The following is a 13543-nucleotide window of genomic DNA, read 5'->3' on the forward strand; positions in this document are numbered from 1 at the left end:
CGGCTGACTCCTGACCCGCAGCGGTGCCGGCCGGGGAATCGGCGGCGCGTGGGGGAGGATGGGGGCGTGACTCTCGGCGACTTCCCCGACGCGTGGTACCTCATCCTGTCGAGTCGGCTCATCCCCGATCTCGACGGGGGGTACACGATCTCCACTCTCGCGCGCGCCGGGCAGATGGCCGAGGCGGGAGCAGCTCCGCTGCTGCTGACGGTCGACCCCGGCACGGCCGACGCGCACGCGGCGCATCGGGCGACCTTCGTCGAGCGCGGGGTGGCGGCGGCATCGGGCATGTTCCGGAACCTCTTCGACGAGGCCGTGGCACCCGACGGAGGAGCGGCCGCGTGGGTGCGGCAGGCGGCACGCCAGGGTGAGGCCGACCCGGCGTTCGAGTACCGGAGCGTCGCCGGGGGAGCCATCGAGCTGCCCCAGGTCGCCGACCCCGATTGGCACCTCACCACCGCACCCATCGTGATCCGGGATGCCGCGGGCGAGCCCGTCGGGGTCATCGACGGATTCGGCGCCCTGTACCGCGCGTGGCTGACCTCGCTCGCGTCGGGCCTGCGCGCCGAGAACGACCGCCCCATCGTCGTCATCTGCGAGTCGCGTCAGCTCGGCGAGCTCATCGTGGGCTGGGGCGACGACCGCGCGCGGATCGTGCACACCGTGCACACCATCCATCTCGAACCGCCGTACCGGGATGACTCCGACCTCAACGCGCTGTGGACGCGATGGTTCCGCGTCGCCCCGCGCTTCGACGCGGTGCTCTGGCCGACGGACTACCAGCGGTGCGACGTGCGCGACCGCTTCGGCCCGTTGTCCCACGACCTCGTCGCCCCGCACGCCGTGATGGGTCCTGAGGTCAGCGTCCCCTCGGCCGATCGCGACGCGGGCCGGGTGGTCGTGCTCGGTCGCCTCGCGCCCGGTAAGCGGCTTGGGCACGCCATCCGTGCCTTCGCGCGCGTCTCGGCCGACGTGCCCGGGGCGCGACTCGAACTGTGGGGAGAAGGGGCGCAGCGCGCCGACCTCGAAGCCCTCGTCGCCGAGCTCGGCCTCGACCAGGTCGTGACGCTCCCCGGACTCACCACCGATCCCGGCGCGGTGCTCGATCGGGCCGCGGTGTACCTCACGACCTCGGCCTTCGAGGGGCAGGGGCTGGCGCTGGCCGAAGCCCTCGCCCACGGCACCCCGGTGGTCGCCTACGACATCCGCTACGGCCCGCGCGACATGCTGGCCGGGGGAGGCGGCATCCTGGTGCCCGACGCCGACGAAGACGCGCTCGTCGACGCGCTGCGGCGCGTGCTGACGGATGCCGCGCTCCGCGAACGCCTCTCGACCGAGGCCCTCGATGCGGCGACGACGCTGAGTCCCGCGCGGGCGATGCAGACGCTGGCCGCGGCGTGCGCAGAGGCGCTGTCGCGCGACCGGAGGCGCTGAGGCCGGCGGGGCGGGGCGCTGCGGCGACCACGGCTCGGACCCTGAGCCTCGACGGGGGCGGAGCGGCCGTCGCGCGTGACCCCCGCGAGCCCCGCTCAGCCGCGCGCGGCAGCCCTCACGGCGTCGGCGGCGGCGGCCGGTGAGCCGTGGAAGGCGGGACCGTGCCCGGGCAGGACCCATTCGGCATCCAGTCCGGCGATGCGGTCGAGGGAGGCCATCGCCTCGGCGGGGTCGTCGGTGAACGGTGCGGGGGCGGCGCCCATGCGACCGGTGAGCACGTGGCGCGTGGTGAGCGCATCGCCGACGAACACCGCGCGCACGGCGGGGGAGTGCACGGCGATGCTGCCCGCGGAGTGTCCGGGCATGCCGACCACGCGGGGGCTGCCCGGGAGCTCGAGCACGTCGCCGTCGGAGACCTCGTTCACCTCGGTCAGCCACTGGGGGCGCACGCCCTTGCGGATCCCGTAGGCGGCGAAGCTGAGCAGCGGGCCGAGGCGCATCGGGCCCATGGCCGCCTTCGGCTTCGAGCCCCCGCGGGCGCGGTCGGCGTCGGCGGAGTGCACGTAGACGGGAACGCCGTGCTCGCGGCGCAGGCGCTCGGCGAAGCCGACGTGGTCGCTGTCGCCGTGGGTGAGCACGACGCCGCGGATGTCGCCGGGGGTGCGGCCGATGGCATCCAGTTCTCGGAGCAGATCGGCGTGCATGCCGGGGAGTCCGGCGTCGACGAGGGTGATGCCCTCGGGGGTGACGATGAGGTACGAGGCGACGATGTCGTTGCCGATGCGGTGGAGCGACGGGGCGAGTCTCATGAGGGGCCTTCCTGGATGGCTACGAACATTAGCCATGATAGCTTATATCCGTAGCCATGGGAGGAATCATGCCGACTCCGGAGAGAACGAGCCTCGATGAGATCGTCGATGCGGCAGCGCGACTGCTCGACGAGGGCGGGCCGGGCGCAGTCACGATGCAGGCCGTCGCCCAGGCGGTGGGGGTGAAAGCGCCCTCGCTCTACAAGAGGGTGCGCGACCGCGAGACTCTGCTCGCGCGCGTCGGGGAACGGGCCGCCGACGAGCTCACCGCTCGGCTGACGGCGGCCTCCGACGACCTCGACGCCCTGCTGATCGCGTTCCGTCGCTTCGGGCACGATCGTCCCGAGGCGTTCCGTCTGCTGTTCACGACGGTGGTGGATGCCGAGCGCCTCGCGGCCACGAGCGCGCCGGTGCTGCGGGCGACCACGTCGGCGGTGGGCGAGACGCACGCGCTCGACGCCGCGCGACTGCTGACGGCCTGGGCCACGGGTTTCGTGACCATGGAGCTCGGCGGGGCCTTCCGCCTCGGCGGCGACCTCGATCAGGCGTACGACTACGGTCGCGCCCACCTCGTCGCCTCGCTCTCGAACGCTCACGACGGGGATCGGCCGGCCCAGGGGTCGTAGTCGGCGATCAGGCCTTCCTGCGCCGGGCGCTCGGCATCCGGAACGTGCTGCAGGTTCACCCGCACGCGGTACCAGAGCGAGCTCGAACCGCGCATGCCGTCGACGAGCACATCGGCCGGGTGCAGGGCGGAGGTGGCGTCGGGATGCCGCTGCTTCCACGTCTCGAGTGCCTCCAGCGCCTCGGGCTTGGTCTTGGTGCGCGCGACCTCGATGAGCGGCATGGTCGACACTCGCCGGCCCGAACCGTCGCTGCCGCGCGGGGGCTTCTCGGCCGGCCCGAGCTCCTTCGCGAGGGCGAGGAGCGCGTCGAGAGACCCCGCCGCGTCGTCGATCCCGGCGTGCGGGTCACCGAGTGTCGCGAAGCGCTCGGGCACGGTGAGGACGGTGAACTCGTCGGGGCGGCGGCTTCGCACCTCGTCCCAGGTCAACGGTGTCGAGACGCGCGCGTCGGGGAGGGCGCGCACGGAGTAGGCCGACGCGACCGTGCGGTCCTTGGCGTTCTGGTTGAAGTCCACGAAGACGCTCTCGCCCCGCTCCTCCTTCCACCAGCGGGCGGTGGCGAGCCCCGGCGCGCGGTTCTCGACCTCGCGGGCCAGGGTCTCGGACGCGAGACGCACGTCGGCGAAGTTCCACTCGGGGCGGAGGCGCACGAGGATGTGCAGCCCGCGCGACCCCGAGGTCTTGGGCCAGCCGACGAGCCCGTGATCGTGCAGAACGTCGCGGGCGATGAAGGCCACGTCGACGATCTGCGACCAGTCGACCCCCGGCATCGGGTCGAGGTCCACGCGCAGCTCGTCGGGATGATCGAGGTCTTCGGCTCGCACGGGATGCGGGTTGAGGTCGAGGCAGCCGAGGTTGACGACCCACGCCAGGCCCGCGGCATCCCGGATCACCGTCTCTTCCGCCGACGTGCCCGAGGCGTAGCGCAGGGTCGCGGTGTCGATGAAGGCGGGGTGGTTCTCGGGCACGCGCTTTTGGAAGAACGGCTCCTGGTCGAGGCCCTTCGAGAAGCGTTTCAGCACCATCGGCCGCCCACCGGCGCCGCGGAGCGCCCCCTCGGCGACGGCGAGGTAGTAGCGCACGAGGTCGAGCTTGGTGAGGCCGGGCTCGGCGAACACGACGCGATCGGGACTGGTGACGCGCACCTCGTGTCCGTCGATGTCGAGGATCTCGGCGGGCGTCTTCGCGGGGCTCATGACGCGACGCTAGCGTCGGGACGCTCGGCCGCGGCACCCCTTGCGGGCGCTCCGCCCCGGCGTTGAGTGTCCAGGACACGCCGTACGTCGACCTGGTCTCGCGGCGTGTCCTGGACACTCAACGGGAAGGAAAGGCGGGGACGACGAAGGGCCGCCCCGAACGGGACGGCCCTCCGCGTGAATCGGTGCGTCAGTTGTTGCCGCGGATGATCGCGATCATGCGCAGGATCTCGACGTACAGCCACACGACGGTGACCATGATGCCGAAGGCGCCGACCCACGCGTAGACGCGCGGGGCGCCGTTGCGGACGCCGCGCTGGATCTGGTCGAAGTCGAGCACCAGCGAGTACGCGGCCATAATGACCACGAGCACACCGAGGATCAGACCGATCGGGATGCCGGCGATGGTGGCGCTGCGCAGGCCGAACGCCATTCCGTCGGGCAGCACGCCGAAGAGCATGAGGCCGACGTTCAGCAGGCTGAAGACGAGGTAGCCGACCATCGCGATCATGAAGATCTTGGTGGCACGCTTCGAGGCGCGGATCTTGCCGCTGGCGAAGAGGGCGAGGGTCACGCCGACGACCGAGAGGGTCGCGAGGGTCGCCTGCACGACGATGCCGGGCAGCATGAACTCGAAGAACGCCGAGATTCCGCCGATGAACAGACCCTCGAACGCCGCGTAGGCGATGAACACGGGGACCGACGGCTTCTTCTTGAAGATCGCGACCATGGCGAGCACGAAGCCGCCCAGGCCGCCGATGATCATCGGAGCAACGCTCGGGTTGGGGTTGGCGACGCTGACGCCGCTCATCGTCCAGATCCAGCCGACGACGGCGGTGACGACGAGGATGCCGAAGAGGGCCAGGGTCTTGAAGACGGTGTCTTCGACGGTCATGCGACCGGTCTGGGCTGCGCTCGCCGCGGGGGCGGCGTACGCCCCTTCGATCGACGCGTCTGCGGCGGGATCGACGGCCGGGGGCGGGCTGTAGCGCGTCTGGGCGCCACCGGCTCGAGGGTCCTGGAACGCCGGGTTGCTGAATGCCGGGTTGTTGAGGGCCACGGGAACTCACACTCCAAAGATGGTGATCACAGCACCGTGCTGTCAGACAACACTAGCCGAGGGGGCCGCGGGATTCCTTGTGCTGACTGGGATTCTGCTTTGAGCGGACCCGTTGTTCACCCGGCGTCGTTAGCGTGACGGAATGCCCCTCGTCATCGGCCACCGCGGTGCCCCCGGGTACCTCCCCGAGCACTCCCGCAGCTCGTACGCGCGGGCGATCGCCGCGGGAGTGGATGCCGTCGAGCCCGACGTCGTCCCCTCGAAAGACGGCGTGCTCGTCGTGCGTCACGAGAACGAGATCAGCGCCACGACCGATGTCGCTACGCGTCGCGAGTTCGCCGACCGGCGCACGTCGAAGACGGTCGACGGCGAGCGGCTCGAGGGGTGGTTCACCGAAGACTTCACCTGGGCGGAGCTGCAGACCCTCCGGTGCCGGGAGCGCATCCCCGCGATCCGTCCCGCCAGCGCGGCCCACGACGACACCGAGCCCGTGCTGCGCCTGCGCGACGTGCTCGACCTCGCCCGCGAGGGGGGAGTCGGGGTGGTGCTCGAGATCAAGCACGCTGCCGCCTTCGCCCGCCTCGGCTTCGACATGGCCGAGCTCGTACGCGACGAGCTGCGCGCGGGCGGATGGGCCGATGCCGTCGACTCCCTCGTCATCGAGTCGTTCGAGCCGCTGGTGCTCACGCGGCTGCGTGACCTCGGCATCCGCGTTCCGCTCGTGCAGCTGATCGAGGCCGACGGCGCCCCGTGGGACCTGCGGGAACGCGACGGCACTGACGCCGCGGGGTACGCCGCCATGCTGACCCCCCGGGGGCTCGACGGGCTCGCCGCCGAGGTCGACGGCATCAGCCCCGACAAGCGCCTCATCCTCGCCCCCGACCGCTGGGGCCGTGCGCGCGGCCCGGCTCCGCTCGTGGCCGAGGCGCAGGAACGCGGTCTGCGCGTCTTCACCTGGACATGCCGTCCCGAGAATATGTTCCTGCTGCGCGCGTATCGGCGGCCCGGCGGCGCCGCGGCGTTCGGCGACCACCGCGCGGAATGGTCGGTGCTGCGCGACGCGGGGCTCGACGGCGTGTTCGTGGATCATCCCGACCTGGGGGTCGAGTTCTTCCGGAGCTGAGCTGCGCCCGTGTGCGGGACGGCGGCCGAGCGCCCTGCGGAGCGGGATCGGCGCGTGCGCCCGCGTACGCGCGGGCGAAACTCCTGAGGTCTCGGTCGGCGGGCATCGTCGTCGGCGGTGCTCGTCGGCCGTGCCGAGGTTTCTCAGGAGTTCGGGCCGGCCCCTCGGCGGTCGCGAGTCCGGGGGCGTCCCAACGCAACCCCGCCCCTCGGCCCCGCGTGGCGCGGGAGGATGACCGCATGACAGTGGATGTGACGGTCGTCGGCGGCGGGATCTCCGGGCTCGCGTGCGCGCGAGCGGTGCAGGATGCCGGGAGGTCGGTGCGCGTGCTCGATCGGGGGCGCCGCGTGGGTGGGCGCTTGGCGAGCCGCACGATCGACGGGCGCGCGGTCGACCTCGGCGCGTCGTACTTCGTCGTGGGCGAGGCGGAGCGCTTCGGCCATCTCGTCGCCGACTGGGAGGAACGGGGACTCGCCCGTCCCTGGACCGACACCTTCGCCGTCATCGACGCCGACGGCGGGCAGACGCCCAAGCCCGGTCCGATGAGATGGGCGGCTCCGCTGGGCTCGCGTTCGCTGACGCTCGACCTGGCCGAGGGGCTCGACGTGGTGTCGGAGCACGTCGTCGAGCGCGTCGAGCCGTACCGCGTCGACGGTCGCGACGCCGGCGAGGTGGTGCTCGCGATGCCTGCGCCTCAGGCTGCGCGGTTGACGGGCGAGGCTCCGGGTGGCGCTCAGGATTGGGAGCCGGTCATCGCCGTGGTGCTCCGGTGGGATGACAGGCAGTGGGATGCCGACCTGCACGGTGCCTTCGCCGACGGCGACGCCGACGTGTCGTTCCTCGCCGACGACGGCGATCGTCGCGGCGACGGTGCTCCCGTGCTCGTCGTACACACCACCGCCGACCGCGCCCGACGGCACCTCGACGACCCCGACGCGGCGATCGCGCCCGTCGTCGCGGCAACCCGCCGACTTCTGCGGATCGATGCCGACCCTGTCGCCGCGCGCGCCCACCGCTGGACCTTCGCCCGACCCGTCGAGGCGACCGGGGAGCCGTTCTTCCGCTCGCCCGGGCTCTCGGCCTGCGGTGATGCATGGGGAGAGAGTGCGGCGGTACGCACCGCGTGGTCGTCGGGCGACGCTCTCGGCCGGGCGCTGGCGGCATCCTGAGTCCTGGCTTCCGCGAATCGCGAGACGAGCCACGTCGGAGCCCCCCTCTAGGGTGGGGCCATGGACGCCGGTATCGAAGTCGCGGGAGTGAGACGGTCGTTCGGTTCGGTGCAGGCCGTGCGGCAGGTGACGTTCACCGCCGCCGCGGGCCGCGTCACGGGACTGGTCGGACCGAACGGCTCGGGCAAGACCACGCTCATGCTCATGCTGGCGTCTCTGCTGCGGCCCGACGACGGTGAGCTGCGCATCGGCGGCATCGACCCGGTCGCCGACCCGGCCGGTGTGCGACGCGTGCTCGGATGGATGCCGGACTCCCTGGGCGCGTGGCCGAGCCTGACGGCGCGAGAGGTGCTGGTGGCGACCGCGCAGCTCTACGACCTGTCGCGTGACGCCGCGCGTTCCCGCGCCGACGAACTTCTCGAGCTCGTCGACCTGACCGCGCTCGCCGCGGCACCTGCCCGCGTCTTGTCGCGTGGCCAGAAGCAGCGTCTCGCTCTGGCCCGCGCGCTCGTGCACGACCCGCGCGTGCTGTTGCTCGACGAGCCGGCCTCGGGTCTCGATCCGCAGGCGCGCATCGCGCTGCGCGTGCTGTTGCGACGCCTGGCCGCCGAGGGACGCACGATCCTGATGTCGAGTCACGTGCTGTCCGAGCTCGAAGAGGTCGTCGACGACGCCGTGTTCCTGGTCGACGGACGCACCGTCGCGGGCGACCGCATCGCGGCGGCGGCGACGCGCGTGCGGGTGTGGCGCGTGCGACTGGCGACCGACTCCTCGAGGTCGGTCGAGGCGGCGCGCGGAGATATCGCGGCGGCCCTCGGCCGCTCCGGCGACGAGATCGGTCTCGACCGGCGCGATGCTCTCGTGCCGTTCGCCGACGACGCGGGTGCCGTCGCAGGGCTGCGCGCTCTCGTCGGCGCGGGCCTGCCGGTGGTGGAGTTCGCTCCCGCCGTGGGTGATCTCGAGCACGCCTTCCTCGACCTGCGGTCCGAGTCGGCGCCGCCTCCGCCTCCGCCGGGTGCCCCCGCACAGGGGCCGACGGCGCCCGCCGTGCCCGATGACCGCGACGACGAGGGGAGCCGCGCATGAACCTGCACCGCCTGCGCACGATCATCGGGATCGAGCTGCGTCAGCGCGTCCGCTCGGTGGGCTGGTACGTGCTGCTCGGGATCTTCGCCGCGATCCTGCTCGGCATCATGGTTCTCTCGCTCGCCGCGTTCTCGCTCTGGAGCGGCGGCAACGAGTGGTTCTTCTCGCTCGTCATCATGCTCGTGCTCCTGCTCGTGCTGCTGGTGTCGCCCACGCTCAGCGGCAGCGCGGTCAACGGCGACCGCGACGGCGCGACCCTTGCTCCGGTGCAGGTGACGCTCGCCACGACGACCGAGATCGTGATCGGCAAGTTCCTGGCCGCCTGGATCTCCGGTCTCGCCTTCCTCGTCGTGGCCGTGCCCTTTCTGATCGTGTCGACGTTCGCCGGGGCGCTGAATCCGGGCGTGATCGTGAGCTCGCTCGGCATCCTGATCCTCGAGGTGGGCATCGTCGCGGCGATCGGGGTGGGTTTCAGCGCGGTGGTCGCGCGGCCCATCTTCTCGGTGGCCAGCACGTACCTGGTGGTCGCCGCGCTCACCATCGGCACGCTGCTCGCCTTCGGATTGGGCGGCGCCGCGCTGCGCACGCCGCAGGTGACGGTGAGTCGCGACGTCGACTGGAACGCGGTGCCCACCGGCTGCGACCCGGGCGCGCCGAGTCCCGGGGCGGGGTGCCCCACCTACGACGAGCTCGAGTGCGTCGAGTCGAGGTCGTACGGCGAGACCCCGCGCTTCGACCGCGTGTGGTGGCTGCTCGCGGCCAACCCCTTCGTGATCCTCGCGGATGCCACGCCGCCGACGTATCGCGACGGCTACCCGTCCGACCTGTTCTCGCAGATCGCCGCGGGTGTGCGCCTCGCGCAGATCGAGCCCGACCCGGCGCCGCGGTACGACGCCTGCGCCGACCCCGCGGGCAGCGCATACGACTACCCGACCACCGAGGAGCAGCTCGCGGGCACCGCGCCGAGCTGGTTCGTGGGGCTGCTGCTGCAGGCGGTGGTCGCCGGTGGGCTGCTGTGGTGGGGAATCTCGCGCACCCGGACGCCGGCGAAGCGCCTGCCGCCGGGGACGCGGATCGCGTAGCGGCCGAGGGGAACCCGCTCCGAGGTCGCTGCCGTCGACGGGACTCGCGTCACCGTTCAGTGCAGGAGGAGCGCCCGGGCAGGTGCTCGCCGGGCGCTCCGATCACCGCGGGTTCAGGCGTGACCCTCGGCGGCGGGGAACCCGGGGTCGTCCGCCGGGGCGTCGCCGTCGAGCGCGTCGCCCGTGTGGTTGTCGAGCTCGACGTGTTCCTCGGATTCGGCGGCGTCTTCGCGCACCTCGTCGGTCACGGCGTCGGTGGGGGCGGCGGAGTCGGCGTGGGCGTCGTCGGAGTGGCGGGAGGGGATCTCAGGAGTGCTCATGCCGACACGTTGCCCCACGCGGCCGCCACGGTGAACCGGCTTGACAGGTCGTCGTCAGTCGGTGGCATCGGGGATCGACGACTCCACCGCGGGCCAAGCCGGCAGCGGGTCGTCGAACAGCGCCCAGGCCGCGGGGCCGCTGGCGAGCTCGCCGTCGGTGAGAGCGGCCCGGTCGAGCACGTGCGCGAGCTTCGGCGCCGAGAGGTCGAGGCCGGTGAAGGCGATCTCTTGGCCCATGCCCATGAGTCCGTCGTCGGCACCGATCGGCTCGAGCCACATCGCCGAGCCGACGTGCTCCCACCGCGCCAGGATGCCGGGGCGTGAGGCCAGGCGACAGAATCCGGCGGAACGCACGAGGCGTCCGGCGGCGCCGTCGTCGAGCCGGTCGAGAGCGGCCGACAGGCGGGCCGGATGGAACGGCCGCAGCTGCTCGTAGCGCACCGTCATGACGCGGTTGTCGCGCATGTAGGGGTCGTGCTCAGCGTTGAGGGCGTGTACCCAGCCCGCTCGCTCGAGGATCTCGCCGTCGCGGGGAGCTTTTGAGTGCAGGTCGCTGAGCGGATCGCGCGACAGGCGCACCACGGCGGTGGGGTTCAGGTGCGAGGCGAGTGCCATCTGCACGGAGAGGGCCGCGGTGGGCACCTGCTCCCAGTTGATCCAGACGATGCGTGTCGCCAGCTCCAGGGCCAGGGCCGCCTGCCGCGCGCGTGCACCGACGTCGGCGCGGGTGTCGCCGGGACGAGCGGATGCCACGAGGGGCGCCTCGTCGAGCAGGTCGCCCACCATGTGTCGGGCGTCGACGACGCAGACCGCTTCGACCTCGGCGCCGCCGCGCGAGGCGATCGCGTGGATGAGGTCGACGTCGGTGCCCAGGTCGACGACGGCGTGCGCGGTGCTCGGGCGTGACCGCGGGTGGGGAAGGGCGTGGGAGGACCGGAGGTCGGCGAAACGCAGCAGGTGCAGCGGGCGATCGAGCGCGACAGCGGTGCGTTCGGCGTAGGCCCGGCGTTCCGGTGCGCAGACGCCGAGGATGGCGATCGTGCGGGGCATGGCATCCACCTCTCGTTTGTCAGGGGGCTCCCGACACCCTACCGTGTTAGTGATAACGGTTATCAACAAGGAGGATCCCCATGAAAGTTCGCGCTTCGCTCGCGTCGCTCAAGAAGCAGCCCGGTGCGCAGGTCGTTCGCCGCCGCGGTCGGGTGTTCGTGATCAACAAGCAGAACCCGCGCTTCAAGGGGCGTCAGGGGTGACGCCTTCGTAGAATCGCCCCATGGAACTCGGGGCGCTCGCTGTGGGGATCGCCATCGGTGTCGCGGTGGCGGGCGCGGGGCTCGGCATCGGGCGCCGCGCCCAACGGCGACGCGACGACGATGACATCCGCGCGGCGGCCGAGACGGCGTGGATGCGGGCCGCGTTCGGCGAGGGTCGGTCGAGCGGAGACCGCGACGACCTGCCGTGACGTGCCGTCGGTACGCGAACGAGAATCGCTCCCAATAACCTGAACACATTGCAATTCGTGCATGTGTATGGTCGAGTGGATGCCGTGGACAAGATCGCGGGACTCGACGAAGCCGCGGAGCTGTTCAAGGTTCTGGGCAACGAGTCGCGTCTCGCGCTCGTGTGGCTCCTGAGCCGCGAACAGCTCACGGTCAGCGTGCTCGCCGAGCAGGCGGGCCTGTCGCAGCCGTTGGTGTCTCAACACCTGCGGACACTGCGCCACGCGGGCTTGGTGAGCTCGGAGCGCGAGGGGAAAGAGATTCGATACGCCCTCGCCGACCAGCATGTCGCGCACGTCGTGCTCGATGCGATCGCCCACGTCCAGGAACCGAACGACCAGGGGAACGAACAATGAGCACCACCGAAACCCACGCCGAGCACTCCGTCGACGAGCACGCCCACGGCGACGACTGCGGCCACCAGAAGATCGAGCACGGCGACCACATCGACTACGTGCACGGCACGCACCACCACGCCCTGCACGGCGACCACTACGACGAGCACGAGTCGAAGGCCGAGCACACCGTCGACGAGCACCGTCACGGCGACGACTGCGGCCACGAGAAGCTCGAGCACGACGGCCACGCCGACTACGTGCACGACGGTCACCGCCACTCGCTGCACACCGACCACTACGACGAGCACTGATCCGCCGCTGAGCCGAGCGGCATCCCGTGTCACGAGCGCGGGATCTCGCCTGCCGGGCCCGCTTCTCCTTCGGGGGGAGCGGGCCTTCCTCGTGTCAGAGGGGGCGTGGTGATGTCACGGCTGGACGCGGAGCGACTGCCCCTCGAACGTCACGACGTCGCCGACCTGCAGCTGTCGCCCGCGCTGGCGTTCGACCTCGCCGTTCACCTTGACGTACCCGTCGATGATCGCCTCTTTGGCGTCTCCACCGGAATCGACGATGCCGGCGAACTTGAGGAACGCGCTCAGACGAATGCTCTCGCTGCCGATGAGGACGTCCTGGGGTGCGGGGCTGGTCATCGCTCCAGTCTGGCACCGGTCGCGGCGTGGGCGCGGGTTCCGAACGCCGGGCCTTCCGAGGCGGCGGCGCTCAGCTTGACGCCGACGCCTGGGCTGCGAGCCTCCATCGGTTCACATGGGGAGGCAGCTCGGTGGTCAGAGTGACCCAGAAGAACTCGTCGTTCATCGCGCGGTAGCCGGAACGCGAGGCGATGTTGCGCATCGTCCTCAGGGCGGTGAACACCTCGTTCGGGGTGGTCGCCAGGAAGTCGGCGAACTCGTCGGTCTCGAAGAGTGCAGCCGCCCGGATGATCGCCATCGAGCCGGACGCGTGAGCGGGAGAGTTGCGCTGGAATGCGTCCCTTCCACCGCTCGTCGCGTGGGTGAGGAACGCGTCGATCGCGTCGACGCTGTCCAGGAAGTTCTCCTGCGAAACGTCTTTCCGTGGACGATCGGTGCGGGGTGCACGAGTGAAGGGCTTGGCCGGCGCGGGCTCGGAACCCGTCACAACGCGGCCATCGGTGTCGAGTCGAGGAATGCGGGGCGCTGCTCGTCGTCGACGATCACGTCGACGGAGAATCCGGTGAGCTTTTCGACGGCATTCACGAACGCCGCGATGTCGAAATAGCCGCGCCCGCTCTCGACGCGGGCGAGCAGGTCGATGTCCGACGAGAAGTGATCCGCTCCCGTGGCCACCGAGCCGAAGACGCGGATGTCACGGAGCCCGTGACGGAGTCCCGCCTCGACGATCGCCCCGGCATGCTCTTCCACGGCCAGACTCGGCCGGTAGTCGGCGGCGCGGAGGAGGCGCTCGAAGGCGTCTGCACTGGGGTTCCTCGTCCCGGATTCCACGGCTGCCACATTGGGCTGACTCATACCCGCGGCTCGCGCCAGATCGGCCTGAGACATCCCCCGGTCGAGGCGAGCGGCTCGCACCAGCTGCGACGCTCGGCTGTGGTCGAAAGTCGCTGTCACGGTATACCTCCGTGATATAGCCTACGCGTGGCGACGTTCTCGTGCCCGTGGTGCGGAAGTGGACGCGACGGCGGGAGTCGAACCCGATCCGTTGTCGCGGTGTTGTCTAGCCGGCGCTTCGCACTGGCGGGATTATGGGCATGTAGGCCGGTTTATGGTTTTGGTCTGCAGCCCACGTTGACGGCAGGTTGTGGCCA

18 protein-coding genes are annotated in these 13543 nt (G+C 71.2%); 10 read left to right on the forward strand and 8 right to left on the reverse strand.

What is annotated here, in order from left to right; translation table 11 throughout:
- Positions 1 to 66 precede the first annotated feature (66 nt).
- On the forward strand, positions 67 to 1434 hold the full coding sequence (locus ASG45_RS05710) for a glycosyltransferase (protein ID WP_055834006.1): 1368 nt from the start codon (positions 67 to 69) through the stop codon (positions 1432 to 1434).
- A 95-nt stretch (positions 1435 to 1529) separates the two neighbouring features.
- Here ASG45_RS05710 and ASG45_RS05715 read toward each other — a convergent pair whose 3' ends face one another.
- Positions 1530 to 2243 carry an MBL fold metallo-hydrolase gene (locus tag ASG45_RS05715; RefSeq protein WP_055834009.1) on the reverse strand — a complete coding sequence of 238 codons (714 nt, stop codon included), beginning with the start codon at positions 2241 to 2243 and terminating at the stop codon, positions 1530 to 1532.
- Positions 2244 to 2311: 68 nt separating this feature from the next.
- On the opposite strand from ASG45_RS05715, the gene ASG45_RS05720 reads away from it, so the two are divergent.
- A complete protein-coding gene (locus ASG45_RS05720) occupies positions 2312 to 2869 on the forward strand; it encodes a TetR/AcrR family transcriptional regulator (protein WP_055834012.1) in 558 nt (185 codons plus the stop codon).
- Here ASG45_RS05720 and ligD read toward each other — a convergent pair.
- Positions 2836 to 4065, reverse strand: coding sequence for a non-homologous end-joining DNA ligase (ligD, locus tag ASG45_RS05725; protein ID WP_055834015.1), 1230 nt, complete (start codon positions 4063 to 4065; stop codon positions 2836 to 2838). The genes ASG45_RS05720 and ligD overlap by 34 nt on opposite strands.
- 190 nt (positions 4066 to 4255) lie before the next feature.
- Positions 4256 to 5125: a Bax inhibitor-1/YccA family protein gene (locus ASG45_RS05730; protein ID WP_055834018.1), complete on the reverse strand. Its 870-nt coding sequence runs from the start codon at positions 5123 to 5125 to the stop codon at positions 4256 to 4258.
- Positions 5126 to 5267: 142 nt separating this feature from the next.
- On the opposite strand from ASG45_RS05730, the gene ASG45_RS05735 reads away from it, so the two are divergent.
- From ASG45_RS05735 to ASG45_RS05750, 4 genes are all read left to right on the forward strand, one after another.
- A complete protein-coding gene (locus ASG45_RS05735; protein ID WP_055834020.1) occupies positions 5268 to 6248 on the forward strand; it encodes a glycerophosphodiester phosphodiesterase family protein in 981 nt (326 codons plus the stop codon).
- A gap of 239 nt (positions 6249 to 6487) precedes the next feature.
- Complete coding sequence (locus tag ASG45_RS05740) at positions 6488 to 7417, forward strand: NAD(P)/FAD-dependent oxidoreductase (protein ID WP_055834022.1); 930 nt, start codon at positions 6488 to 6490, stop codon at positions 7415 to 7417.
- 60 nt (positions 7418 to 7477) lie between these two features.
- Positions 7478 to 8503, forward strand: a complete 1026-nt coding sequence (locus tag ASG45_RS05745; protein ID WP_082509276.1) for an ABC transporter ATP-binding protein — start codon at positions 7478 to 7480, stop codon at positions 8501 to 8503.
- Entirely contained in the window at positions 8500 to 9585 is a 1086-nt protein-coding gene (locus tag ASG45_RS05750) for an ABC transporter permease (RefSeq protein WP_055834025.1), read from the forward strand. Before ASG45_RS05745 ends, ASG45_RS05750 begins: the two co-directional genes overlap by 4 nt.
- Before the next feature lie 113 nt (positions 9586 to 9698).
- Here the strand turns inward: ASG45_RS05750 and ASG45_RS05755 are convergent, their stop codons facing one another.
- Both ASG45_RS05755 and ASG45_RS05760 read right to left on the reverse strand, forming a co-directional pair.
- Positions 9699 to 9905, reverse strand: coding sequence for a hypothetical protein (locus ASG45_RS05755; RefSeq protein ID WP_055834028.1), 207 nt, complete (start codon positions 9903 to 9905; stop codon positions 9699 to 9701).
- 54 nt (positions 9906 to 9959) lie between these two features.
- On the reverse strand, positions 9960 to 10955 hold the full coding sequence (locus ASG45_RS05760) for a GTP-binding protein (RefSeq protein ID WP_055835858.1): 996 nt from the start codon (positions 10953 to 10955) through the stop codon (positions 9960 to 9962).
- Between the two features lie 80 nt (positions 10956 to 11035).
- Between ASG45_RS05760 and ykgO the strand changes: the two genes are divergently transcribed.
- From ykgO to ASG45_RS05780, 4 genes are all read left to right on the forward strand, one after another.
- Complete coding sequence (gene ykgO / locus ASG45_RS05765; RefSeq protein WP_055834032.1) at positions 11036 to 11158, forward strand: type B 50S ribosomal protein L36; 123 nt, start codon at positions 11036 to 11038, stop codon at positions 11156 to 11158.
- A 20-nt stretch (positions 11159 to 11178) separates the two neighbouring features.
- Positions 11179 to 11367 carry a hypothetical protein gene (locus ASG45_RS05770; RefSeq protein WP_055834035.1) on the forward strand — a complete coding sequence of 63 codons (189 nt, stop codon included), beginning with the start codon at positions 11179 to 11181 and terminating at the stop codon, positions 11365 to 11367.
- A gap of 84 nt (positions 11368 to 11451) precedes the next feature.
- Positions 11452 to 11760 carry an ArsR/SmtB family transcription factor gene (locus tag ASG45_RS05775; protein WP_055834038.1) on the forward strand — a complete coding sequence of 103 codons (309 nt, stop codon included), beginning with the start codon at positions 11452 to 11454 and terminating at the stop codon, positions 11758 to 11760.
- Positions 11757 to 12053 (forward strand): hypothetical protein, encoded by a 297-nt coding sequence (locus ASG45_RS05780; RefSeq protein ID WP_055834041.1) that lies wholly within the window; start codon positions 11757 to 11759, stop codon positions 12051 to 12053. Before ASG45_RS05775 ends, ASG45_RS05780 begins: the two co-directional genes overlap by 4 nt.
- Positions 12054 to 12167: 114 nt before the next feature.
- Here the strand turns inward: ASG45_RS05780 and ASG45_RS05785 are convergent, their stop codons facing one another.
- The 3 genes from ASG45_RS05785 to ASG45_RS05795 all read right to left on the reverse strand — a co-directional run bounded on the left by ASG45_RS05785 (position 12168) and on the right by ASG45_RS05795 (position 13346).
- Complete coding sequence (locus ASG45_RS05785) at positions 12168 to 12392, reverse strand: RNA-binding S4 domain-containing protein (RefSeq protein WP_055834045.1); 225 nt, start codon at positions 12390 to 12392, stop codon at positions 12168 to 12170.
- Between the two features lie 70 nt (positions 12393 to 12462).
- Positions 12463 to 12879 (reverse strand): hypothetical protein, encoded by a 417-nt coding sequence (locus tag ASG45_RS05790; RefSeq protein ID WP_055834049.1) that lies wholly within the window; start codon positions 12877 to 12879, stop codon positions 12463 to 12465.
- Positions 12876 to 13346, reverse strand: a complete 471-nt coding sequence (locus tag ASG45_RS05795) for a helix-turn-helix domain-containing protein (RefSeq protein ID WP_200943396.1) — start codon at positions 13344 to 13346, stop codon at positions 12876 to 12878. Before ASG45_RS05795 ends, ASG45_RS05790 begins: the two co-directional genes overlap by 4 nt.
- Positions 13347 to 13543 lie beyond the last annotated feature (197 nt).

Source organism: Microbacterium sp. Leaf436 (assembly GCF_001424715.1).
Classification (GTDB): Bacteria; Actinomycetota; Actinomycetes; order Actinomycetales; family Microbacteriaceae; genus Microbacterium.